Below are 20202 nucleotides of genomic sequence, written 5' to 3' on the forward strand. Positions count from 1 at the left end.
CCGACCACCGGGCGACGCTTGTCCCTCCGGACGTGATCTGTTCGCCAGGAGTTCAACTAGCCGCGTGAGCGGGGTCGTTCAGCCCTTCTTGTCATACGTCAGCCCCTTGTCCGTGCCCGTGCTCTCCCGGTGCAGCCTGCCGTTCGAGAGCAGCGTCACCGTGCTCGCCTGGCCCGGCCTGCAGGAGCTCGCGGGCTGCCCGACGATCACGTCCGTCGGCCCGATGCGCAGGGTGTTGCCGCTCGCCGACTCCAGCTTGCCCTGGAACACGCAGTGGTACGTGCCGCCCGTGTCGGTCGGGCCGTCCGCCGTGATCGAGAGGACGGTGTCGCCGACCTCGCCCTGCTGGAGGACGAGCTGCCGGGGGTTGTCGCCCAGGTTGTTCTGGATGGACCCGCTCCAGGTGCCGAGGAACTTGTCCGGGATCGTGCCCTCGTCGTCCTTGTCGTCCTTGTCGTCCTTGTCCTCGGACGCCGGGGACGTGGGCGGGGCCTGGGGCTCCGACGACCCGTCCTCGGAGGGCGTGCCCGGCGTCGAGGGCGCGCTGCTGGTCGGGGACGGGGAGCTCGTGCCGCCCGCCTTGGTGGTGTCGTCGCCCTTCATCACCGCGTACACCGTGCCGCCCGCCCCTATGGCCACTATGACGGCCACCGCGATGAGCGCGGCCGTGGACCGGCCGCTGCGGCGCGGTGGCTCGCCCTGGGGGTGGACGAGGGGGCCGTACGGAGGCGTGGGGCCGTAGGGAGGCGTGGGGCCGTACGGGCCCTGCTGGGGGTAGCCGTAGCCGGGCGGCGGCGGCTGCTGGGGGTGCTGCTGCGGCTGGGGGTGCTGTTGCGGATAGCCGTATGCCTGGCCCGGCGGGGGAGTGGGCGGTGGTGCCTGCCCGGTGATCATCGTGGGGAGGTGGTCCAAGGGGGCCGCCTCGCCCGGCTTGCCGGGCGGCGGCGGGGTATCGCCGTCGGACGGGCCCGGCTTGACGCCGTTGACCTCGGCGGAGGCAGCCGCGGCTCCGGCGGCAGCCGCCCCGGCCGCCGCGGGAGTGGCGCCCCCGCCTCCCGCCGCCAGCTCCTTCGGCGGCGCGAGCGACACCGGCGCACCGGAGCCCGTCGCCGGCGGACCCTTCACGGACGGCGCCTGCGCGCCTGACTCGTCCGGATTCTCCGTGTCCAGCAACTGCACCGCATGTCGGCCGAGTTGGGCGACGAGCGCGCCCGGCAGCCACGGGTCCCGCGTCCGGCCACCGTCGCCGAGCGTGTCCTCGGCCCCCGTCCGCTCAAGGAGCTGCCGCAGCGTCGGCCGGTCCGCGGGGTTCTTGCGCAGGCAGTCGCCGACCAGCTCGGCCAGCTCCTCCGGCAGCCCCTCCAGGTCCGGTTCCTCCTGCGCGATACGGAACATCATCGCGTGCACGCCGCTGTTGGCCGTGCCGAACGGCAGCGCGCCCGAAGCCGCGTACGCGAGGACCGAGCCCAGGCAGAACACGTCGCAGGCCGGGGTGATGCGGTCGCCCCGCACCTGCTCGGGTGCCATGAAGCCGGGCGAACCGACGAGCGCGCCGGTGCGGGTCAGGCCGCCGTCGGCCACGGTTTCGAGGGCGCGGGCGATGCCGAAGTCGATGACGCGGGGCCCGTCGATCGTGACGAGGACATTCGACGGCTTGAGGTCGCGGTGGATGAGACCCGCCGCGTGGATGTCCTTGAGCGCGTTGGCGAGCCCGGCCGCCAGTATCTTCACGGACCGCTCCGGCAGCGGCCCGTGGTCGTGCGAGATGACGCTCTGCAGGGAGGGGCCCGCGACATATCCCGTGGCCAGCCAGGGGATCGCCGCCTCGGTGTCCGCGTCGAGGACCGGTGCCGTCCACGCGCCACCGACCCGCCGGGCCGCCTGCACCTCCTGCCGGAAGCGGTTCCTGAACTCCTCCTGCTCGGCGAGCTCTTCCCGCACGAGCTTCACCGCGACCGTACGTCCTCGGTCGGACCGCGCGAGATAGACGTGCCCCATGCCGCCCGCGCCGAGACGCGCGAGCAGCCGATAGGCGCCTATTCGCTGTGGATCCCCGGACCCCAGTTTCTCCATCGCCGCGCCGCCCTCCCCCGTTGGTGTGCAACAGAACGAGGATAGTGGGGCGGTAGGACATCGGGGCGCGGACTGCCTGCTACGGCTCCGTAACGGGTTGTTCCGTATCCGCCGCCGAATTCCTCTTCAAAGCCGCCGAACCCCCCTCCAAAGGGGGGAGGATCGCCTCGGCAAGCACCCCGGAAAGCCGCTCCAACACCCGTACGGTCTCGGCGAATTCCTTCTCGCCGAGCGCGTCGGCGAGCCGGGCGGCCACTTCCGCGTGGCCGGGGTCGATCTCCCTGACGGCAGCCAGGCCCTCGTCCGTGGGGCGCAGGAGCTTGGCGCGGCGGTGGGCGGGGTTCGCCACGTACTCGGCGAGGCCGCGCCGCACGAGGAGGTCGGCGATGCGCTGCACGCTCTGCCGGGTGACGCCCATCGCGCGGGCGATCCCGGCGACGGGCAGGGGCTCGCGCAGGACGGCGCCGAGCACCTGCCACCAGGCGGCGGTGAGGCCGCCGGGCCTGGCCAGCTCGTCGGCGACCGTGAGGAACTGTCCGTTGAGCCGGAAGACGCCGAGGGCGGTGCGGGAGAACAGCTCCTGCTGCTCCCGCACCCCGTGGTTCGCGCGGTCGCTCACGATTCGAGCACCTCGTACGCCGACGCGTCGGAGTCGTGGAACAGGCGGTACCAAGCGTCCAGCTTCTCCCCCTCGAAGGCTCCGAGCCGCCCGAGGATCTCGCGCGCGAAGGCCACGGGCTCGGTCGGCCCCGCCGTGGTCAGCCCGCCGTCGGTGACGGCGTCCGCGTCGACGTACCGCTCGCCGCCCTTGTATCCGGTCGCCGCGAGGTAGAACGACACCGCGCTGGTGTGTGCCCGCTCGTCGAGCAGCCCCTCCCTGGCGAGTCCGGCGGTGGCCCCGCAGATGGCGGCGACCGGCACGTCCGCGTCGAGGAAGGCGCGGGCCGCGCGGCCGAAGGGGGCGAGGTCGTCGCCCGCGTCCCACAGGTCGGCGCCCGGCAGGATGAGCAGCGCGCTGTCCTCGGGCCGCAGGTCGGCGAGGGTCAGGTCGGGCTGGATGCGGACGCCGCCGATGGTGGTGACGGGGTCGAGCGACGCGGCGGCGACGGTGCGGATCTCGTACCCGTCGCGGGCGAGGAACGCGGTGGCGTATCCGGTCTCCCAGTCGGCGAGCGTGTCGTAAACGGCGAGGTGCACGGGCTTGCGGGACATGGCTGCCTCCGTTGGCTGAGCTCAGGCGGGCTGTTCTGTAAGCATGCTGTCATCGCGACAGCATGCTGTCAATAGCCGAAGGGCTTCGGTGCGCGCCCGCTCGTTAACCCTCACCAGGGGCGGCCTTAACCCGCCGGTCCCTAGCGTCCTGGTCATGGACAGCGCAGAGAACCTCGGACAGATGGCCGCCCACCTCGGCCTCGACCTGCTGGCCGTGACCCTCCTGACCTTCGGGGTCTTCTATCCACGGCACCGCAGAAGGGAGTTGGTCCCCGCCTACCTCGCCCTGAACGTCGCGCTCTTCGCGGTCGTCTCCGCCCTCGCGAGCGCCGACGGCAACGGCGGCCTCGCGCTCGGGTTCGGGCTCTTCGGGGTGCTCTCGATCGTGCGGCTCCGCTCGGACGCCCTGCAGCACCAGGAAGTGGCGTACTACTTCATCACCCTCGTCCTCGGCCTCCTCTGCGGGCTTCCGGGCCTCGACCTGCCGGTCGCCGCCGGGCTCGCGGCCGTGCTGCTCCTGGTGATGTACGGCGCCGACCATCCCCGCCTCTTCGCCGGTGACCGGCGTGCGGTCATCACCCTGGACGCCGTGTACCGCGAGGAGTCGGCGCTGCGCGCCGAGCTCGCCCGGCGGCTGGGGGAGCCGCTCGGCTGGACCGTCCAGGAGGTCGACTACGTACGGGACCTGATGGTTCTGGAAGTCCGTTTCCGGCAGCCGGAACCTTCCGAGCGGGGCGGGGAGTTCCTACGGACAACACCACGACGCCGCACGACCCGGTCCCGCACGCCTGCCGTCCCCCACCAGAAGGAGACCGTGTGAACCCCGCCGTACGCGCCATCGGACGGGCCGCGCTCGCCGCTCACCCCATCGCGCTTGACGAGGTGAACGCGCGGGCCGAACTGCTCGCCCGCTACGACAACAGCTATCTCGTGCCGGTCGAGATCTTCGACGACGTGGCCGCGCTGCTCACGGACCCGCGCCGTCGCTCGGGCCCCTTCCGGGCCCTGAGCATCGGCGGAAAGCGCTGGTTCAGCTACCACTCGACGTACTACGACACCCCCGAGCTGCTGACCTACCACCACCACCGGCAGGGCAGGCGGCTGCGCTACCGCATCCGGGAGCGGGTCTACCAGGACAGCGGTGAGCGGCAGTTCGAGATCAAGCTGAAGAGCGGCCGCGGCGAGACGGTCAAGCACCGGCAGCGGCTCCAGGGCGACGACAGCGTGCTCGACACCGCACGCCAGGGGTTCCTCTCCGGCGTGCTGCGGGGCTCGTACGGGATCGATGCGCCGGACGGTCTGACGACGGCGCTGGTCACCGAGTACCAGCGGGCGACCTTCGTGGCCGACGGCCAGCGGATCACGTGCGACGCGGGGCTCGTCGTGCGGGACGTGGCCACGGGGCGGTCGGTGGAGGCCGACTCCGGGCTCGTCCTGGTGGAGACCAAGACGCGGGGGCATCTGACGGAGGCGGACCGTGTCCTGCACCGGTACGGGGTGCGGGCCGCGGAGTTCACGAAGTACTGCGGCGGTTTCGCGGCCCTGCGCCCCGAGTTGGGGGTCAATCGCTGGGCCCGGGCCGTGCGGGTCGCGTTTCCGCGGGCCGTCGGGTCGTCCGGGGGAAGGTGAGGGTCACCCGGGTGCCGCGGGTGGCGTCCGACGCCATGTCGAAGGTGCCGCCCGCGTCCTCGGCCGTGCGGCGTGCGATGTCCAGGCCGAGGCCCGTGGAGCCACCGCCGCTGGTGCCGCGCCGCGCCGAGTAGGTGGGCGGCAGGCCGGGGCCTTCGTCGGCGACGGTGAGTTCGGCCTCGCCCGCGGTGGTGGTGCGGACGGTGACGCGGAACGGGGTGCCCTGGGGGGTGTGGTCCAGGACATTGCCGATGAGGGCGTCGATGGCGGCGGTCAGATCGTCCTCGGCGACGGGGACGGGGTGTACGTCTTCCGGCGCCGTGATTTCGGTCGTACGCCCCTGATCCTCGGCCAACGGCAGCCAGAACGTCGCGCGTGCGCGAGCCACGGCGGCCAGGTCCGCGTGCGGGGCGTCCCGCAAGGGGCGGCGGGCCTTGCGGATCACGTCGTCGACACTGCGCTCCAGGGCGGCGACGTCCGCGGCGATGCGGCCCGCCTCCTCCGGGTCGTGGAGGGTCTCGGCGTCCAGGCGGAGGGCGGCGACGGGGGTGCGCAGGCGGTGGGCGAGGTCGGCGGCGTTCTCGCGCTCGGCGGCGAGGAGTTCGCCGATGCGGGTGGCGAGGCGGTTCAGCTCGCCCGCGACCAGGCGGAGCTCGGGCGGGCCCTCGGGGGTGGCGCGTGCGGTGAGGTCACCCGCGGCGAGGCGGTCCGCGGTGCCGGCCAGGCGACGGGTGGCGCCGACCAGACGGGCCCCGAGCCGGTCGGCGAGGAGCAGCCCGATGAGTACGAGACCGACCCCGATCCCGGCGAGCACGAGCCAGGACGTCATGGTGCCCGCGTACAACTGCCGTTCGGTGAGCGTGACCTGCACGACAGCGGTGCCACCGGCGGCGCCCTGGACGGGGACGAGGACCTGGCGGCCACCGGTGGAGGGCTCGTAGGTGAAGGCTCGGCCGGTGCGGGCCAGGCGGACGGCGTCCGTGACACGGGCCCGGGGCTGCTGCCGGGGAGCCGGCCCGATGACGGTGCCGTCACCTAGGAGAAGCGAAGTGGTGGGCAGATTCTGCGTGTTGACGCTCTCGACGGTCTGCTCGGCGGTCTCGCGCTCGTCCGGGGTGGCGAGGGCGGGCCCGAGCGCGTGCGCCACCCACTGAGCACGGGCGGTGGCCTCGGCGGTGGCGCGGTCGGCGGCGTGGGTGCGGGTGAGGAGGGTGAGAGGCACGAGGAGGGCAGTGAGCACGAGAGCGGTGGTGGCAGCGGTGAGCAGCAGCAGCCTGCGTCGCATCAGCGGGCCCCGGGGCCTTCGGCGGGGGGCCCACCGGCGGTTTCCCCGGAGGCTTCCTCGTGCGCTTCCTCGTGCGCTTCCTCGGGTGGAGTCAGCTTGATGCCCACCGTGCGGACCGTGTGGAGGTACCGAGGGGCCTGGGCGGTCTCGCCGAGTTTCCTGCGGAGCCAGGAGAGGTGGACGTCGACCGTCTTGTCGGCGCCGCCCAGGGGCTGTTGCCACACCTCGGCGAGGAGTTCGCGGCGGGATATCACCTGGCCCGGGCGGTGGGCGAGGTAGGTGAGCAGGTCGAACTCGCGCGGGGTGAGGTCCAGGGGGCGCGCGTCCAGGGTGACGTCACGGGAGGCCGGGTCGATGGCCAGGCCTCCGACGCGCAGGGGCTCCTCCGTCACGTCCGTCGCGCCGAGTCGCCGCAGGACGGCCTTGATGCGGGCGTCCAGCTGGGCGGCGCCGAACGGCTTGACGATGTAGTCGTCGGCCCCGTCCTCCAGGATCGCCACCATCTCGGGTTCGTCGTCCCGCGCGGTCGCGACGATGACGGGTACGTCGCTGACGGCGCGGAGCATACGCAGGACCTGGGCGCCGTCCACGTCCGGCAGCCCCAGGTCGAGGACGACGAGGTCGGGGCGGTGGGTGACCGCGGCGTCCAGGCCCGCCATGCCGCTCGGCGCGGTGGCGACGGCGTGCCCTTTGTCGCGCAGGGCGCGCACCAGGGCACCGCGCAGCTGGGGATCGTCCTCCACGACAAGAAGATGGGCCATACATCCACCGTAGTCAGGTGCCTTGGGCAGCCCTTAACCGGGCGTTAGGAAACTGTGCGGCACAGTGGCCGCATGAGGAAGTGGCGCAGCGCGGTCGTGACCGCGGCATGGGTGGGGGTGGGAACGGCCGCCGGGGCGCTGGGCGCCTGGCAGTTGGCCACTTCGGACAGCGGGGGCGCGGCGCACAGCCGCCCTCTGGACGAGGCCGCGGTGGAGAGGGCGCTCGCGGCGACCTCGGCGTCGCCACCGGCCTCCTCCTCCCGGCCCGCGTCGCCTTCACCGTCCGCGGCACCCTCGAAGACGCCCCCCGACCGCTCCACCCTGCGGTTCACGGGTGGGACGGCGACGGTCGAGTGCAGGGACGACGGGACGGTGTATCTCGTCTCGTGGAGCCCGGCGGACGGCTTCCACATCGACGACGACGTGGAACGGGGCCCGGGCCCGGTGGCCCGCCTCGAAGCAGAACCGAGCGACGACGACGAGCGGGACGATCTGCCGTACGAGATCCGCTGCGGGGAGGACGGGCAGCCGCGGGCGAGGGTGGTGGCGGACGCGGACGACTGATGGCTTTCAGCCCGTCGGGCGCCTTCAGCCGGTCCGGCGTTCGAGGACGAACTCGGCGGAGCCGGTGATTGCCGCGCCGATGAACGAGGCCTCGCACCGGCAGGGGGCAGAGCCCCCACCCGGGACCCCGACACACTGTCCAGTGCCCCCCGCCCCCGCGAAACAGACCGCCCATGTCCCATCCGCATCGTGGACATTTACCCTCGCCCACATGACCCCTCAGCCGAATCCCCAGGTCGGCGCAGCCGTCAAGGCCGCGGACCGCGCGCACGTGTTCCACTCCTGGTCCGCACAGGAGCTGATCGACCCCCTCGCCGTAGCCGGCGCCGAGGGCTCGTACTTCTGGGACTACGACGGCAACCGCTACCTCGACTTCACCAGCGGCCTCGTCTTCACCAACATCGGGTACCAGCACCCGAAGGTCGTCGCCGCGATACAGGAGCAGGCGGCGCGGATGACGACCTTCGCGCCCGCCTTCGCCGTGGAAGCCCGCTCCGAGGCCGCACGCCTCATCGCCGAGCGGACCCCCGGCGACCTCGACAAGATCTTCTTCACCAACGGCGGCGCCGAGGCGGTGGAGAACGCGACCCGTATGGCGCGCCTCCACACCGGCCGCCCCAAGGTCCTCTCCGCCTACCGCTCGTACCACGGCGGCACCTCCACCGCGATCAACCTCACCGGCGACCCCCGCCGCTGGCCCTCCGACAACGGCTCGGCGGGCGTCGTCCACTTCTGGGCGCCGTTCCTCTACCGCAGCCCCTTCTACGCCGAGAACGAGCGGCAGGAGTGCGAGCGAGCCCTCCAGCACCTGGAGGACACCATCGCCTTCGAGGGCCCCCAGACTCTCGCCGCGATCATCCTGGAGTCCGTCCCCGGCACGGCGGGCATCATGACCCCGCCGCCGGGCTACCTCAAGGGCGTACGCGAGATCTGCGACCGCCACGGCATCGTCCTCATCCTGGACGAGGTGATGGCGGGCTTCGGCCGCACCGGCAAGTGGTTCGCCGCCGAACACTTCGACGGCGGCGTGGTCCCGGACCTGCTCACCTTCGCGAAGGGCGTGAACTCCGGTTACGTCCCGCTCGGCGGCGTCGCGATCTCGTCCGCCATCGCCGAGACGTTCGCCCGCAGGCCCTACCCGGGCGGCCTCACGTACTCCGGGCACCCGCTGGCCTGCGCCGCCGCCGTGGCGACGATCAACGTCATGGAGGAGGAGGGCGTCGTCGAGAACGCCGCCCGCGTCGGGACGGAGATCATCGCCCCCGCCCTCGCGGAGCTCGCCGAGCGCCACCCGAGCGTCGGCGAGGTCCGCGGCCTCGGCATGTTCTGGGCGCTTGAGCTGGTCAAGGACAAGGAGACCCGCGAGCCCCTCGTCCCGTACAACGCCACGGGCGAGGCGAACGCCCCGATGGCCGCGTTCGGCGCCGCCGCCAAGAAGCAGGGCCTGTGGCCCTTCATCAACATGAACCGCACCCACGTGGTCCCCCCGTGCAACATCACGGACACGGAGGCGAAGGAGGGCCTCGCGGCGCTGGACGTAGCGCTGACGGAGGCGGACAAGCACACCGCGTAACCGCTCCCACGTCGTACCCCTTGCGGGTCCCCGCTGCCGGGCGCCGGGAGACCGGGCGCCCGGGGCGGGGAACCCCGACCGCGTAGTCTGACGTGCTCGTAAGCGAACGACGACCGCCAAGACGACTCCGCGAGGGAACCCAGATGCCCGGCACCGACGGCTCCGCCGTCATCCGCAGCACTCTGCGCCAGCAGATCGCCGACGCGCTGCGCGACGAGATCCTCGGCGGCCGTCTGGAGCCGGGGCAGGAGTTCACGGTCAAGGAGATCGCCGAGCAGTACGGCGTCTCCGCGACCCCCGTCCGCGAGGCCCTGGTGAACCTCGCCGCGCAGGGCCTCCTGGACGCCGACCAGCACCGCGGCTACCGCGTCCACGAGCACTCCCTCGCCGACTACCGGGGCATGCTGGAGGCCCGCGGCCTCGTCGCCGACGGCATCTTCCGCGACCTCGCGAAGAAGGGCACCCCGCTGGGGCCCAAGTGCCGGCAGGAATTCGCCGCCGCGCTGATCTCCGTACGCCGCCGTGGCGAGGAAGCCGCACGCGCCGCCTGCGCGGGCGACCTGAACGTCCTGATCGGCTACGACCTGCGCTTCTGGCGCGAGCTCAGCGCCCTCTTCGGCAACCCCTACCTCTCGGACTTCCTGCACCGCATCCGCGTCCAGTCCTGGGTCTGCGCCGTCACCTACCTGCGCCGCGCCGTCGAACGCGGCGACGGCGACCTGCGCGGCACCCTCTGGGCCCGGCACACCGAGCTCGTCGACGCCCTCGCGCACCGCGACCCCAAGGCCGCGCACGCGATCATCGACGAGTACAACGCCCACTCGCTCGCCCTCATCGAGCGGCTGGCCGCTGCATGAGCGTGGATCTGACCGTCGTCGTCCCCGCCTACAACGAGGAGCGGCGCCTGGCCCCCACGCTCGCCGCGATCCGGGCGTACCTGGAGGACGGGACGCATCTCGTGGACGGGGCCGAGGGAGGCGACCGCACCCGGTGGGAGCTGATCGTCGTGGACGACGGCTCCACCGACGCCACCCTCGACATCGCGGCCGACGCCGAGGCCGCCGACCCCCGCGTCCGGCTCATCCACAGCGACCGCAACCGCGGCAAAGGCCACGCCCTGCGCCTGGGCGTCCTCGCCTCACGCGGCGAACGCGTCCTGATCACCGACGCCGATCTGGCCACCCCGATCGAGGAGCTGGAGTGCCTCGACAAGGCGCTCACCGACGGCCACGCGGCCGCGATCGGCTCACGCGCGGGAGCCGGTGCCACGATCGAGGCCCACCAGCACCGGCTGCGCGAACTCCTCGGCCGTACCGGCAATTTCCTGATACGAACGGTCGCCGTCCCCGGAGTCCGCGACACCCAGTGCGGTTTCAAGCTCTTCGACGGCGACCGTGCCCGTGAGGCCTTCGCCGCGTCCCGCCTGCGCGGCTGGGGCATAGACGTCGAGATACTGCAGTACTTCCGCCGCTTCGGCTGGCCGGTCGCCGAGGTGCCGGTGCGCTGGGCGCACCAGGAGGGCTCGAAGGTCCGCCCCTTCGACTACGTGAAGGTCCTCGCCGAACTGACCTCGCTCAAGGCCCGAGCCGTCCGTCCGAGAGACCTGCTCGTCGCGGCGCTCTTCCTGGCCATGGCGGTCACCCTCTACTCGGGCCGCTGGGTCGCACCCGGCGCCCGCTATCTCCCCGACTCCCTCCAGGACCAGAACCAGTGGGAGTGGTTCTTCGCGGTGACGGCGGACAACGTCCGCCACTTCCAGAACCCCCTCTTCACGACCCTCCAGAACCATCCCGACGGCGTGAACCTCATGGCCAACACGGTCATGCTCGGCCTCTCCGTCCCCTTCGCCCCCGTGACCTGGCTCCTCGGCCCGGCCGTCGCGCTCAACGCGGCGATGACACTGGGCCTGGCCGTGACCGCCGTCGCCTGGTACTGGCTGATCCGCAGGCGTCTCGTGCGCCACCGGGGCGCGGCGGCCGTCGGCGCGGCACTGGCCGCCTTCGCGCCACCGATGATCAGCCACGCGCACGCGCACCCGAACTTCATGGTCCTGTTCATGATCCCGCTGATCATCGACAGGGCGCTGCGGCTCTGCGAGGGCACCAGGGTCGTGCGCGACGGAGTCGTCCTCGGGCTCTTCACGACGTACCAGATCTTCCTCGGCGAGGAGCCGCTGCTGCTCGCGGCGGTGGGCATGCTGCTGTTCGCGGCGGCGTACGGGATCGTGCGCCGGGACGTGGCGAGGGAAACGTTTCGGCCCCTGGCGCGCGGCCTCGCGGTGGCGGTGGCGGTGACCGTGCCGCTGGTCGCCTTCCCGCTCTACTGGCAGTTCTTCGGGCCGCAGAGCTACACGAGCGTGCTGCACGGCGACAACGCGGGCAACAGTCCGCTGGCGCTCATCTCCTTCGCGGAACGTTCCCTCGCGGGCACCGAGGAGACGGCGGCGGCCCTCTCCCAGAACCCCACCGAGCAGAACGCGTTCTACGGCTGGCCCCTGGTCGCGCTGGCCTTCGCGATCGTCGTACGTCTCTGGGAGCGGGCGGTGGTGAAGGCGCTGGCCTGCACGGTGCTCGCGGCGGCTTTCCTCTCCCTGGGCCCGAAGTTCCGCATTCCGCTGACGGACGTCGTGCTGCCCGGCCCATGGGCTCTCCTCGCCCACGCGCCCCTCTTCGAGTCGGTGATCGAGTCGCGGGTGGCGATGGTGTGCGCTCCGGCGCTCGGCATGCTGGTGGCGCTCGCGCTGGCCGGGCTTCTCACCTCGGCGCGCCACGTGACGGCCACGCGGTACGCGGGCGTGGCGGCGGTCGCCCTCGCGCTCCTGCCGATCGTGCCGGCGCCGCTGAAGGCGGTGGAGCGGGCACGGCCCCCGGAGTTCATCGCCGACGGGACGTGGCGCAACTACCTGGGCGAGGGCGAGACCCTCGTACCGATACCGCTGCCGGATCCGGCGGGCGCGGAGGCGCTGCACTGGCAGACCACCGCGGACCTTGGCTTCCGCCTGCCAGGCGGCTACTTCAACGGACCGTGGGGCCCGGACCGCGTCGGCATCTACGGCGCGCCACCCCGCAACACCTCGAACCTCCTGCGGGACGTCCGCTCGGCGGGCCGCGCCCCGCAGATCACGGAAGCGTGGCGCAGGGCGGCGCGCGAGGACCTGGCGTACTGGAACGCGGGCGTCCTGGTCCTGGCCCCCCAACCGCACGACGCCGCGCTGCGGGAGACGGTGGAGGAACTCCTTGACCGCCCCGGAAAGTGGGTAGACGGGGTGTGGATCTGGGATCTGCACAAGGGGAGCTAGGGGGCGACCGCCCGGACTACGCTGCCTGAACGCGCGGAACATCCGACGTCCGATATGCCGTCAACGCATGAGCCCGACTTCACGTGCGAGTCTGACTTGAGGAGCACCCTTGGCCTGTGACCTGTGGCTGGTCCCGCTCGTCGACGTGCTGTGCCACAGCCCCGACAACCCCTTCGCGGAGGAGATCGCGGCGTACGACAAGGCGCTGCACGCGGCGGGTCTGCCCCCCGTCCCCGTCTTCGCCTACATGCCGGGCCTCTCCGGGGACGTGGCCCCGATCGCGGGCTTCGACTACGACGCGCTGCATTTCCTGCGCCGGGCGTATCTGCTCCAGGTCTGCGGCCTCGAGGTCACGCCTGTGGACGAACTGGGCGGGGACTATGAGCAGTTGCTGGAGATGTTCGACACGACGGCTCAGCAGTCGCATCTGGTCTGGCACTACGACCATGCGGGGGCGTACGTCCCTGTCGACTTCCCCGCGCCTCTCTCGAACGACGAGCTCCTCTCGGGCGGTGGGCCACTGGGCTCGTCCCAGGCGCTGCTGCGGGAACTGGAGTTCGTGGCCCCGTCCATCGGCATCGACGCGTCCAACCCCCCGCGCCCGCCGACCCCGCCCGAGGCCCCGACCTCCCTGGAGGAACCGGCGGCCCCGGCCCCGCCGGACGACAGCCCCTTCGCGAGGGAACGCCACGTATGGCTGGGCCTGCACGCGGCCACGACCCGGAGCCTGGCGCAGGGCTCAATGATCATCTACAGCTGACTGGGCGGCGGTCTTTTTTCAGCCCGTCCGGCGTTTGAGGACGAACTCGGCGAAGCCGGTGATTTACCGAGCCACGTACGGGGTCCGGGGCTGGGCCCCGGTTTCGGGAAGGGGTGGGATCGGGGGAAGCCCCGCAGGGCCCGCCCTGACCCGCACCCGCCCCACGCCCACGCTCCTCCGGGCCCCTCACCGCGGCTCCGGCGGCCGCTGCCGAGGCATGTTCGGCCGAGCCCCCGGCGGGAGGGCGGCGGCCCGAGCAGGAACAGTCCCGGCCTCCCCCCGGGAGGCCGGGACCACGGCCTGCATGGCCAACGGCGCAGGACCGGACCGGAACTCCACCATCCAGTCCGCGGTCTCGGCCCGCACAAGCTCCGTCACATCCTCCGAGAAACGCCGCAGCACCCCGAGACACCGCTCGGCAGCCTCACTGGCAGTCCCCTCGGTGGGCCCGAGGACCTCCCGCACACTCTCCGACGCCCAGTCGAACTGCAGCGCCTGAAGCCGCCGCTGCACGGCCTGCGCGGTGGCCACGTCCCGCATCCACCCGGACGTGAGCCCGAAGAACCGGTCGCACGCCACGCACGCCGCCCCCGCGAGCAGCGAGACGAACCCCCAGTTCGCCACACCCCCCACCGCCCCCGCCAGATCAAGCAGCGGCAGCACCCCCGCCCCCACGGCCCCCGCCGCCGCCCCCACCCGCGCGAGCCGCGCCCCGCGCCGCTTCCACGCCCGGTCGGCCAGGTACCACTCCGCGGTGTTGAGCGCCCCTCGCTCCACCCACCGGTACAGCTCGTCGAGCCGCAGGGCGGGCTCACCCCAGTCGCCGAGGGGAAAGGCCCGCCCCGTCAGATCCCCGAGCCGAGAGCCGCCCCCACCACCAGGAACGTCCTGGTGCGCACCCGCCCCGGCACCCTGCCCCTCGTGGGGCACCCCCTCGGGCTGCATCTCCGGCTGGCTCACCCGGCACTCCCTCTACCTCTACGAGATCCCTGACCGTCACCTGCGGCGATTCCATGCGGTGTGCACGCCGCACTGTGACAGTTGGTACTGATGGCGCTTCTGGTGCTGACGCGACTGATGTCATCCACGCATGCGCGTGCGCATGAGCAGCCCCAGTCCTACCGCCCAATGGGTGGCCGTGAGCCCGATTTCACGGTATTTCCGCCCGGAAGAGGCGCTTGATCAGGTATAGGAGGACGGCTGGTCTCACTCGAAAGAGTGCCGGGGCGAGGGCACCCTCGACCACGTAGGCTCATTCCAGGTGGAAAAAGCACCGCCCAGACCTACCAAAACAGGAGCTGATCGTGATCCCCGGTGGTGGCCAGCCCAACATGCAGCAGCTGCTCCAGCAGGCCCAGAAGATGCAGCAGGACCTCGCGACCGCGCAGGAGGAGCTCGCGCGCACGGAGGTCGAAGGCCAGGCGGGCGGCGGCCTCGTCAGGGCGACGGTCACTGGCTCCGGTGAGCTGCGCGGCCTGGTGATCGACCCCAAGGCGGTCGACCCGGAGGACACCGAGACCCTGGCGGACCTGGTCGTCGCGGCGGTCCAGGCGGCGAACGAGAACGCGCAGACGCTCCAGCAGCAGAAGCTGGGCCCGCTCGCGCAGGGCCTGGGTGGCGGAGGCATCCCGGGCCTTCCCTTCTAAGAGGGCCACGGGCCAACTACCGTACGTACCAGAGCGCGATACTCGACAGAACGTGAGACGCGGCAAATCCTGAGGCTCGGTAAAACGCAAGCCTCGGTAAAAAATGAGCCTCAGTAAAACGTGAGGCTCGGTAAAGCAGGAAAGGGAAAGGCACTCCGTGTACGAAGGCGTGGTTCAGGACCTCATCGACGAGTTGGGCAGGCTGCCCGGCGTCGGTCCCAAGAGCGCGCAGCGGATCGCCTTCCACATCCTCCAGACGGAGCCGACTGACGTACGCCGCCTCGCGCACGCCCTCCTTGAGGTGAAGGACAAGGTCCGCTTCTGCGCGACCTGCGGGAACGTCGCGCAGGAAGAGCTCTGCAACATCTGCCGCGACCCGCGCCGCGACCTCAGCGTCATCTGCGTGGTCGAGGAGCCGAAGGACGTCGTGGCGATCGAGCGTACGCGCGAGTTCCGGGGGAAGTACCACGTACTGGGCGGAGCGATCAGCCCGATCGAAGGGGTCGGCCCGGACGACCTGCGCATACGAGAACTCCTCGCGCGCCTGGCGGACGGCACGGTCACGGAGCTGATCCTGGCCACGGACCCGAACCTGGAGGGCGAGGCGACAGCGACGTACCTCGCTCGGATGATCAAGCCCATGGGCCTGAAGGTCACCCGCCTGGCCAGCGGGCTCCCTGTCGGGGGAGATCTGGAATACGCGGACGAGGTCACCCTGGGCCGCGCCTTCGAGGGGAGACGACTCCTAGATGTCTAAGAAGCAGCCTGAGAAGCCCAAGCCCACAGGGCCGGAAGAAATCTCGACCCAGGTCCAGACCCAAGCCACCGCCCCGGCCACCGCCCCGGCCACCGCCCCGGCCACGGCCCCGGAGCCGACCGTCCTGCTGCACGCGTCAGCCCAGGACCCGGACTCCTTCGCGGTGCAGATCTCGGACCAGATCGAGAGCTTCATCGTGGCGGTGACGGAGGTCGCGAAGGGCGACGAGCCGGACTCGGCCGTGCCCTTCCTCCTCCTGGAGGTCTCCCAGCTCCTCCTCGCCGGCGGCCGCCTGGGCGCGCACGAGGACATCCTCCCCGAGGAGCGGTACGAACCGGACCTCGGCCCGGAGGGCGACGTGGACGACCTGCGCGAACGCCTGGCCGCCATGCTGGAGCCGGTCGACGTCTACTCCGAGGTCTTCGATCCGTACGAGCCGCGCAAGGCCCCGGTGGCGGCCCGCATCTCGGACGACCTCGCGGACGTGGTCGCGGACCTCTCCCACGGTCTGGCCCACTACCGCGCGGGCCGCACGACCGAGGCCCTGTGGTGGTGGCAGTTCTCGTACTTCTCCAACTGGGGCTCCACGGCCTCGGCCGCCCTCCGGGCCCTGCAGTCCCTGGTGGCCCACGTCCGCCTCAATCAGCCTCTCGAAGACCTCGACGGCCTGGACACGGACGAGGACCTGGCAGAGGAGTCCCTGGCGGAAGCGGCGGGCAAGGTCATGGCCGAGGAGATCGCCGGGCCCCTGGGCCTTCGCACGGTCAAGTAGCCGACAACTCCGGTCCGGGCCCAACCGCCCGGACCGGTCTTGTCCCGCCGCCCGAACGCAAGCGCCGTCGCCTACGGACCGGCCAGTCCGCCCAGCGCCCCCAGCAGCTGCCCCGCCTCCACATACGGAGCCGTAGGCGTCGGTTCCGAGTACCAGCCCAGCGGCCACGTGTTGCCGGCCAGCGCCGGGATGCCGATGTACGTCATCGTGCGCGGCGTTCCGAAGCGTTGTACGCCGAGCGGCCAGCGGTGGTCCTTGGCCGTCCCCGGCGCCACCAGGAAGTACATCCACCGGCCGCCCGATGCTTCGCAGACGACGGGCCCGGCGTCACCCTCCGTCTGCGCGATCAGCTGCGCGGCTACCTCTTCCCCGCGTACGCCCTGGATGCGGATGGCGTCGAAGTGGACGCCGGATACGCGGAGTTGATGGCCCGCCAGGGGGACCCACTCGGGCCAGTGAATTGCGTGCGTCATGGTCACAGGGTGCGGAGGGCGGGGCTACGCTCGGTAGTGACTGAGGGGGTACACGCGTAGGTGTATCCGGTGGAGGGGGCCGCTGTGTCCGTTCAGTACAACCCGACTTGGCGCTACAGCGGCAACCAGATGAAGCGGTGGCGTACGAAGGCGAACGTCACGCGCGAGGAGCTGGGCGCCGCTGCCAATTATGCTCCGGACACGATCAAGGCGATGGAGCAGGGCGTACGGATGCCTACGGCGCGCGCGCTGGATGCGGCGGATGAGTTGTGCCATGCCGAAGGTCTCCTGAGCGCCGCCAAGGATTACGTGAAGGCGGAGAGATTTCCCGCCCGGTCGCAGGACTTCATGCTGGTCGAACGCGGAGCTATCAGCTTGTGGTCGTACGAGACCCTGCTGATCCCTGGCTTGTTGCAGACGGAGACGTATGCAAGGGCTCTGATCGGAGACTTCACACCGCCGCTGGACGAGGAGACCGTTGAGCAGCGGGTCGCGGCGAGGCTGGGGCGACAGGACCTGCTGACCCGTAGGCCGCCGGTGGCGTGCAGTTACGTACTACATGAGGCGGCCCTGCGGGACTCACATGTCGACAACGGGCAGTTGTTGCACCTGCTGAAGATGGGGCGACAGGGCAATGTCTCTATCCAGGTGCTGACCTTCGGCCGGGCCATCCCGGCTGCTCTCGGCGGGCCGATGGTCCTGCTGGAGACCAGCGACTATGAACGCCTCGCACTATCGGAGGGCCAGTCGGTGACTCAACTGACCGACGACCCCAAGGTCGTCAACTCGCACACTGAGCGGCTTAGCATGATCCGCGCAGTGGCGCTCAGCCCAGCTGAGTCGGCCGAGTTCATCGAGCGGATGGTGGTGGATCTGTGAGCGCCCAGTTGAAGTGGTTCAAATCCAGCTACAGCGACGCTGAAGGCAGTAACTGCGTCGAAGTCGCCCTCGACTGGCGCAAGCCCACGTACAGCGAAGGCGACGACGAAGCCTGCGTAGAGATAGCACCCCGCACCCCCACCACCATCCACATCCGCGACTCAAAGCTCCCCACGGACACCGGCCCCCACCTGACGCTCCCCGCCCCGGCCTGGTCCGCGTTCCTCGCGACGTACGCGCGACGCCGACGCTGAGCCTGTGCTCCGATCGGCGATTGGCAGAAAAGTCCCGCCCAGCAAGCCCTCCACCTGGGCCTAGCCCGGGATTTTCCTGCGAAGGGCTGGACCGCATGGGACGGCGCGTCTTCGCAGGTCGGCCCGGAGCTCAAGCCCCGGGCTCCGGGCCCCGAGCTTCGAGCTCTTCCCTGGGTTGGTTTGGCTGGGAAGAAAAACCCAACCAACCATCCGGCAGTGGCAGTTGACGCCCCGTCACTCTCAAGGGTGACGTTCCGTGATCAGCTTGCGCCGCAGCGTGCAGCCGCTCTACGTTCGCGGCAATAGAACGGCCCCGGCCGGTGCGCCAACACCGAATCCGAGGCCTAGTCCTACGATCGATCCGAGGTCGACCGTGGCTTACGCCAAGCCTAATCCCGCCCTGCCGTTCCCGTCGCACCCCATGGCCAAATCGGGCTACGGCAAGCGCCTCGCGGATGACGAAGAACCGTACGCCGAAGCCGTTTTCGAGCACCTGTGCCCGCAGGACGCTCATGTCGCCGTCTACGTCGACCACCTCGAAGCCGGCGCCGCGATGGGCTACAAGGACCTCGCCGCCGCCCATCCCCAGTACGGCCAGCAAGCCATCCGTACCTCCCTGCGGCGGCTGACCGAGGCAGGACACCTTCGCTGGATCAAGGAGCACCTCACCGTCGAGGACAACTCGATGCGCTGGGTGACCCGGACGTACTGGTCGCGTATCCCCAGGCCGGAGGAGTGGTGGGCCGAGTTCGCCCGCGCCCGGCACGGGCGGGACGTCACGCACGACCTGCAGCCGGGCCTCGCCCGCACCGACGAGCCGACCCCGGAGCCGGAGCCGGAGCCGGAGTCGGAGGAGGCGCAGGCCTCCGAAAACACCACCCCCGCCTACCGCGCCCTCGCGAGCCTCCGCACCGCCGACCCCCGCATGGCCCTGTCCGAGGGCGAATGCAAGCAGCTTCAGCCCCGCGCAGCGGAGTGGCTGGCCCGCGGCGCGACCCCGCAGGACATCACCCTCGCCCTCACCGCGGGGCTGCCGCCCACCGTCACGAACCCGGGCGGCCTCGCCCGCACCCGACTGGAGAGCAAGATGCCCCCCGCGCCGACGCCCGACCCCACCGAGGCTCCGCTCCGTGCCCGTGTCACTCGCGTCGTGATGATCTGCGGTGGCTGCGAGGAGGAGGAGACGACGACGAAGCTCACCGACGGGCTGTGTGATGACTGCCGGGGACAGATGAAGGTGGACGCCGAGGACGCCGCGTACATCGGCAACCTGGCGGCTCGCCTCTTCCGGGAGAAGCGCGAGCGCAGGACTGGCGGGCCCGTGGCCGACACCTTCCGTTCCTTCCCCATGCAGGCCCAGGTGGACCAGGACATGCACCGCCATGGGGCCGGGATCGCCGCCCGGTTCCTGGGGAAGCAGGCAGAGCAGTGGGAGTCGTGACGCGTACAGCGGCCTCGCTGTACGGTGGAAGCATGTCGAGACACGTGACCATCCGTCTGGACGAGGAGTTCCACGAGCGGCTGAAGGCCCGCGCGGCAGCGCAGGGGACCACGGTCACCGCGCTGATCGCCGAGGTGACCAAACGGGAGCTGGACGAGGACCGCGAGCAGTTCCTCGCAGGGGTCGACGAGTTCGCCGAGAACTGGGACTACTTCCAGGAGCGCTTCGGGAAGTCCGCGGGGCCAGGGAAGTCCGCGGGGCCAGGAAAGCCCGCCGGGCCAGGGAAGCTCGCCGGGCCAGGAAACTCCGCGGGGGCCACCGGCCAGTGAAAATCACCATGGAGTGGGCCTGGTCCGCTCTCACGCATCACCTGCCCTCGGACCCCGCCGTCTGGGATCCGTCGGGGCTGGTCGCGGCCGTCGCCAGACACCAGAACGACCTGGTGCTCGTGCCGGAACAGCCAGAACCGGACATCGCCTGGCGAGCCGCCGCTTTCCTGCACACCCTCGCGGTCTGTCCGCCGCTGGACTCGCCGATGAACGAGTTCTACGCGGCGGCGGCGACGCGTTCCTACCTTCGGGTGGCGGGGGCGAAGTCCCTGCCGTCCCCCGCTCTCCTCGGCGATCTGGTCGAAGCGGCCAAGGCAGGGCGTGCCGACGTCTTCGCCGTGGCGGAGCAGTTGCGGGCAGCCCTGTGACCCGCCGCCCGATCCCTCGGCCGAGCCGCCGCCCGAGCCCTGGGCTGATCCCCCGCCCGAGCCCCCGCCCGAGCCCCCGGCCTGGACGGGCTCGGGCCTGTGACCCGCCCCACTTTGCGAGTGCTCCA

The 20202-nt window shown here is 71.2% G+C and carries 22 protein-coding genes; 15 read left to right on the plus strand and 7 right to left on the minus strand.

Annotated elements, in window-relative coordinates:
- Positions 1–78: 78 nt before the first annotated feature.
- The 3 genes from AB0I94_RS16165 to AB0I94_RS16175 all read right to left on the minus strand — a co-directional run bounded on the left by AB0I94_RS16165 (position 79) and on the right by AB0I94_RS16175 (position 3285).
- Positions 79–2073: a serine/threonine-protein kinase gene (locus AB0I94_RS16165; protein ID WP_363310204.1), complete on the minus strand. Its 1995-nt coding sequence runs from the start codon at positions 2071–2073 to the stop codon at positions 79–81.
- Between the two features lie 79 nt (positions 2074–2152).
- The gene (locus tag AB0I94_RS16170; RefSeq protein WP_363310205.1) at positions 2153–2692 is read right to left on the minus strand and encodes a MarR family transcriptional regulator; all 540 of its coding nucleotides are present in this window, start codon (positions 2690–2692) and stop codon (positions 2153–2155) included.
- Positions 2689–3285 (minus strand): DJ-1/PfpI family protein, encoded by a 597-nt coding sequence (locus AB0I94_RS16175; RefSeq protein ID WP_363310206.1) that lies wholly within the window; start codon positions 3283–3285, stop codon positions 2689–2691. Before AB0I94_RS16175 ends, AB0I94_RS16170 begins: the two co-directional genes overlap by 4 nt.
- A gap of 154 nt (positions 3286–3439) precedes the next feature.
- On the opposite strand from AB0I94_RS16175, the gene AB0I94_RS16180 reads away from it, so the two are divergent.
- Positions 3440–4105 (plus strand): DUF4956 domain-containing protein, encoded by a 666-nt coding sequence (locus AB0I94_RS16180; protein WP_363310207.1) that lies wholly within the window; start codon positions 3440–3442, stop codon positions 4103–4105.
- Positions 4102–4914, plus strand: coding sequence for a VTC domain-containing protein (locus AB0I94_RS16185; RefSeq protein WP_363310208.1), 813 nt, complete (start codon positions 4102–4104; stop codon positions 4912–4914). The genes AB0I94_RS16180 and AB0I94_RS16185 overlap by 4 nt, the downstream gene beginning before the upstream one ends.
- Here AB0I94_RS16185 and AB0I94_RS16190 read toward each other — a convergent pair.
- Both AB0I94_RS16190 and AB0I94_RS16195 read right to left on the minus strand, forming a co-directional pair.
- Positions 4847–6199: a HAMP domain-containing sensor histidine kinase gene (locus AB0I94_RS16190; RefSeq protein ID WP_363310209.1), complete on the minus strand. Its 1353-nt coding sequence runs from the start codon at positions 6197–6199 to the stop codon at positions 4847–4849. The genes AB0I94_RS16185 and AB0I94_RS16190 overlap by 68 nt on opposite strands.
- Complete coding sequence (locus tag AB0I94_RS16195; protein ID WP_363310210.1) at positions 6199–6960, minus strand: response regulator transcription factor; 762 nt, start codon at positions 6958–6960, stop codon at positions 6199–6201. The genes AB0I94_RS16190 and AB0I94_RS16195 overlap by 1 nt, the downstream gene beginning before the upstream one ends.
- A gap of 72 nt (positions 6961–7032) precedes the next feature.
- Between AB0I94_RS16195 and AB0I94_RS16200 the strand changes: the two genes are divergently transcribed.
- The 5 genes from AB0I94_RS16200 to AB0I94_RS16220 all read left to right on the plus strand — a co-directional run bounded on the left by AB0I94_RS16200 (position 7033) and on the right by AB0I94_RS16220 (position 13155).
- The gene (locus AB0I94_RS16200) at positions 7033–7524 is read left to right on the plus strand and encodes a hypothetical protein (protein WP_363310211.1); all 492 of its coding nucleotides are present in this window, start codon (positions 7033–7035) and stop codon (positions 7522–7524) included.
- A 211-nt stretch (positions 7525–7735) separates the two neighbouring features.
- Complete coding sequence (locus AB0I94_RS16205; protein ID WP_363310212.1) at positions 7736–9097, plus strand: aspartate aminotransferase family protein; 1362 nt, start codon at positions 7736–7738, stop codon at positions 9095–9097.
- A gap of 143 nt (positions 9098–9240) precedes the next feature.
- On the plus strand, positions 9241–9954 hold the full coding sequence (locus tag AB0I94_RS16210) for a GntR family transcriptional regulator (protein WP_363310213.1): 714 nt from the start codon (positions 9241–9243) through the stop codon (positions 9952–9954).
- Positions 9951–12395 carry a dolichyl-phosphate beta-glucosyltransferase gene (locus tag AB0I94_RS16215; protein WP_363310214.1) on the plus strand — a complete coding sequence of 815 codons (2445 nt, stop codon included), beginning with the start codon at positions 9951–9953 and terminating at the stop codon, positions 12393–12395. Before AB0I94_RS16210 ends, AB0I94_RS16215 begins: the two co-directional genes overlap by 4 nt.
- A gap of 109 nt (positions 12396–12504) precedes the next feature.
- Complete coding sequence (locus tag AB0I94_RS16220) at positions 12505–13155, plus strand: hypothetical protein (protein WP_363310215.1); 651 nt, start codon at positions 12505–12507, stop codon at positions 13153–13155.
- A gap of 186 nt (positions 13156–13341) precedes the next feature.
- Here AB0I94_RS16220 and AB0I94_RS16225 read toward each other — a convergent pair whose 3' ends face one another.
- On the minus strand, positions 13342–14115 hold the full coding sequence (locus AB0I94_RS16225) for an SLATT domain-containing protein (protein WP_363310216.1): 774 nt from the start codon (positions 14113–14115) through the stop codon (positions 13342–13344).
- Positions 14116–14459: 344 nt separating this feature from the next.
- Between AB0I94_RS16225 and AB0I94_RS16230 the strand changes: the two genes are divergently transcribed.
- The 3 genes from AB0I94_RS16230 (at position 14460) to AB0I94_RS16240 (ending at position 16330) form a co-directional block, all read left to right on the plus strand.
- Positions 14460–14801, plus strand: coding sequence for a YbaB/EbfC family nucleoid-associated protein (locus tag AB0I94_RS16230; protein ID WP_363310217.1), 342 nt, complete (start codon positions 14460–14462; stop codon positions 14799–14801).
- 157 nt (positions 14802–14958) lie between these two features.
- The gene (gene recR / locus AB0I94_RS16235; RefSeq protein WP_125514107.1) at positions 14959–15558 is read left to right on the plus strand and encodes a recombination mediator RecR; all 600 of its coding nucleotides are present in this window, start codon (positions 14959–14961) and stop codon (positions 15556–15558) included.
- Positions 15551–16330: a DUF5063 domain-containing protein gene (locus tag AB0I94_RS16240; protein ID WP_363310218.1), complete on the plus strand. Its 780-nt coding sequence runs from the start codon at positions 15551–15553 to the stop codon at positions 16328–16330. The genes recR and AB0I94_RS16240 overlap by 8 nt, the downstream gene beginning before the upstream one ends.
- Before the next feature lie 71 nt (positions 16331–16401).
- Here the strand turns inward: AB0I94_RS16240 and AB0I94_RS16245 are convergent, their stop codons facing one another.
- On the minus strand, positions 16402–16803 hold the full coding sequence (locus tag AB0I94_RS16245; RefSeq protein ID WP_363310219.1) for a hypothetical protein: 402 nt from the start codon (positions 16801–16803) through the stop codon (positions 16402–16404).
- 84 nt (positions 16804–16887) lie between these two features.
- On the opposite strand from AB0I94_RS16245, the gene AB0I94_RS16250 reads away from it, so the two are divergent.
- The 5 genes from AB0I94_RS16250 to AB0I94_RS16270 all read left to right on the plus strand — a co-directional run bounded on the left by AB0I94_RS16250 (position 16888) and on the right by AB0I94_RS16270 (position 20074).
- Positions 16888–17682: a helix-turn-helix transcriptional regulator gene (locus AB0I94_RS16250; protein ID WP_363310220.1), complete on the plus strand. Its 795-nt coding sequence runs from the start codon at positions 16888–16890 to the stop codon at positions 17680–17682.
- Positions 17679–17936, plus strand: coding sequence for a DUF397 domain-containing protein (locus tag AB0I94_RS16255; protein ID WP_363310221.1), 258 nt, complete (start codon positions 17679–17681; stop codon positions 17934–17936). The genes AB0I94_RS16250 and AB0I94_RS16255 overlap by 4 nt, the downstream gene beginning before the upstream one ends.
- A 421-nt stretch (positions 17937–18357) precedes the next feature.
- Positions 18358–19377, plus strand: a complete 1020-nt coding sequence (locus AB0I94_RS16260) for a hypothetical protein (RefSeq protein WP_363310222.1) — start codon at positions 18358–18360, stop codon at positions 19375–19377.
- Between the two features lie 32 nt (positions 19378–19409).
- On the plus strand, positions 19410–19706 hold the full coding sequence (locus AB0I94_RS16265) for a plasmid partition protein ParG (RefSeq protein WP_363310223.1): 297 nt from the start codon (positions 19410–19412) through the stop codon (positions 19704–19706).
- An 8-nt stretch (positions 19707–19714) separates the two neighbouring features.
- A complete protein-coding gene (locus tag AB0I94_RS16270; protein ID WP_363310224.1) occupies positions 19715–20074 on the plus strand; it encodes a hypothetical protein in 360 nt (119 codons plus the stop codon).
- Positions 20075–20202: the final 128 nt, after the last annotated feature.

Source organism: Streptomyces sp. NPDC050147, from assembly GCF_040660195.1.
Lineage (GTDB): Bacteria > Actinomycetota > Actinomycetes > Streptomycetales > Streptomycetaceae > Streptomyces.

Excerpts from the sequence above, each read along its gene's own strand:
- AB0I94_RS16270 (WP_363310224.1), top strand. The coding sequence starts at position 19,715 with ATGGAGTGGGCCTGGTCCGCTCTCACGCATCACCTGCCCTCGGACCCC.
- AB0I94_RS16260 (WP_363310222.1), top strand. The coding sequence starts at position 18,358 with ATGGCCAAATCGGGCTACGGCAAGCGCCTCGCGGATGACGAAGAACCG.
- AB0I94_RS16265 (WP_363310223.1), top strand. The coding sequence starts at position 19,410 with ATGTCGAGACACGTGACCATCCGTCTGGACGAGGAGTTCCACGAGCGG.
- AB0I94_RS16195 (WP_363310210.1), bottom strand. The coding sequence starts at position 6,960 with ATGGCCCATCTTCTTGTCGTGGAGGACGATCCCCAGCTGCGCGGTGCC.
- AB0I94_RS16165 (WP_363310204.1), bottom strand. The coding sequence starts at position 2,073 with ATGGAGAAACTGGGGTCCGGGGATCCACAGCGAATAGGCGCCTATCGG.
- AB0I94_RS16205 (WP_363310212.1), top strand. The coding sequence starts at position 7,736 with ATGACCCCTCAGCCGAATCCCCAGGTCGGCGCAGCCGTCAAGGCCGCG.
- AB0I94_RS16210 (WP_363310213.1), top strand. The coding sequence starts at position 9,241 with ATGCCCGGCACCGACGGCTCCGCCGTCATCCGCAGCACTCTGCGCCAG.
- AB0I94_RS16175 (WP_363310206.1), bottom strand. The coding sequence starts at position 3,285 with ATGTCCCGCAAGCCCGTGCACCTCGCCGTTTACGACACGCTCGCCGAC.
- AB0I94_RS16215 (WP_363310214.1), top strand. The coding sequence starts at position 9,951 with ATGAGCGTGGATCTGACCGTCGTCGTCCCCGCCTACAACGAGGAGCGG.
- AB0I94_RS16190 (WP_363310209.1), bottom strand. The coding sequence starts at position 6,199 with ATGCGACGCAGGCTGCTGCTGCTCACCGCTGCCACCACCGCTCTCGTG.
- AB0I94_RS16245 (WP_363310219.1), bottom strand. The coding sequence starts at position 16,803 with ATGACGCACGCAATTCACTGGCCCGAGTGGGTCCCCCTGGCGGGCCAT.
- AB0I94_RS16180 (WP_363310207.1), top strand. The coding sequence starts at position 3,440 with ATGGACAGCGCAGAGAACCTCGGACAGATGGCCGCCCACCTCGGCCTC.
- AB0I94_RS16200 (WP_363310211.1), top strand. The coding sequence starts at position 7,033 with ATGAGGAAGTGGCGCAGCGCGGTCGTGACCGCGGCATGGGTGGGGGTG.
- AB0I94_RS16240 (WP_363310218.1), top strand. The coding sequence starts at position 15,551 with ATGTCTAAGAAGCAGCCTGAGAAGCCCAAGCCCACAGGGCCGGAAGAA.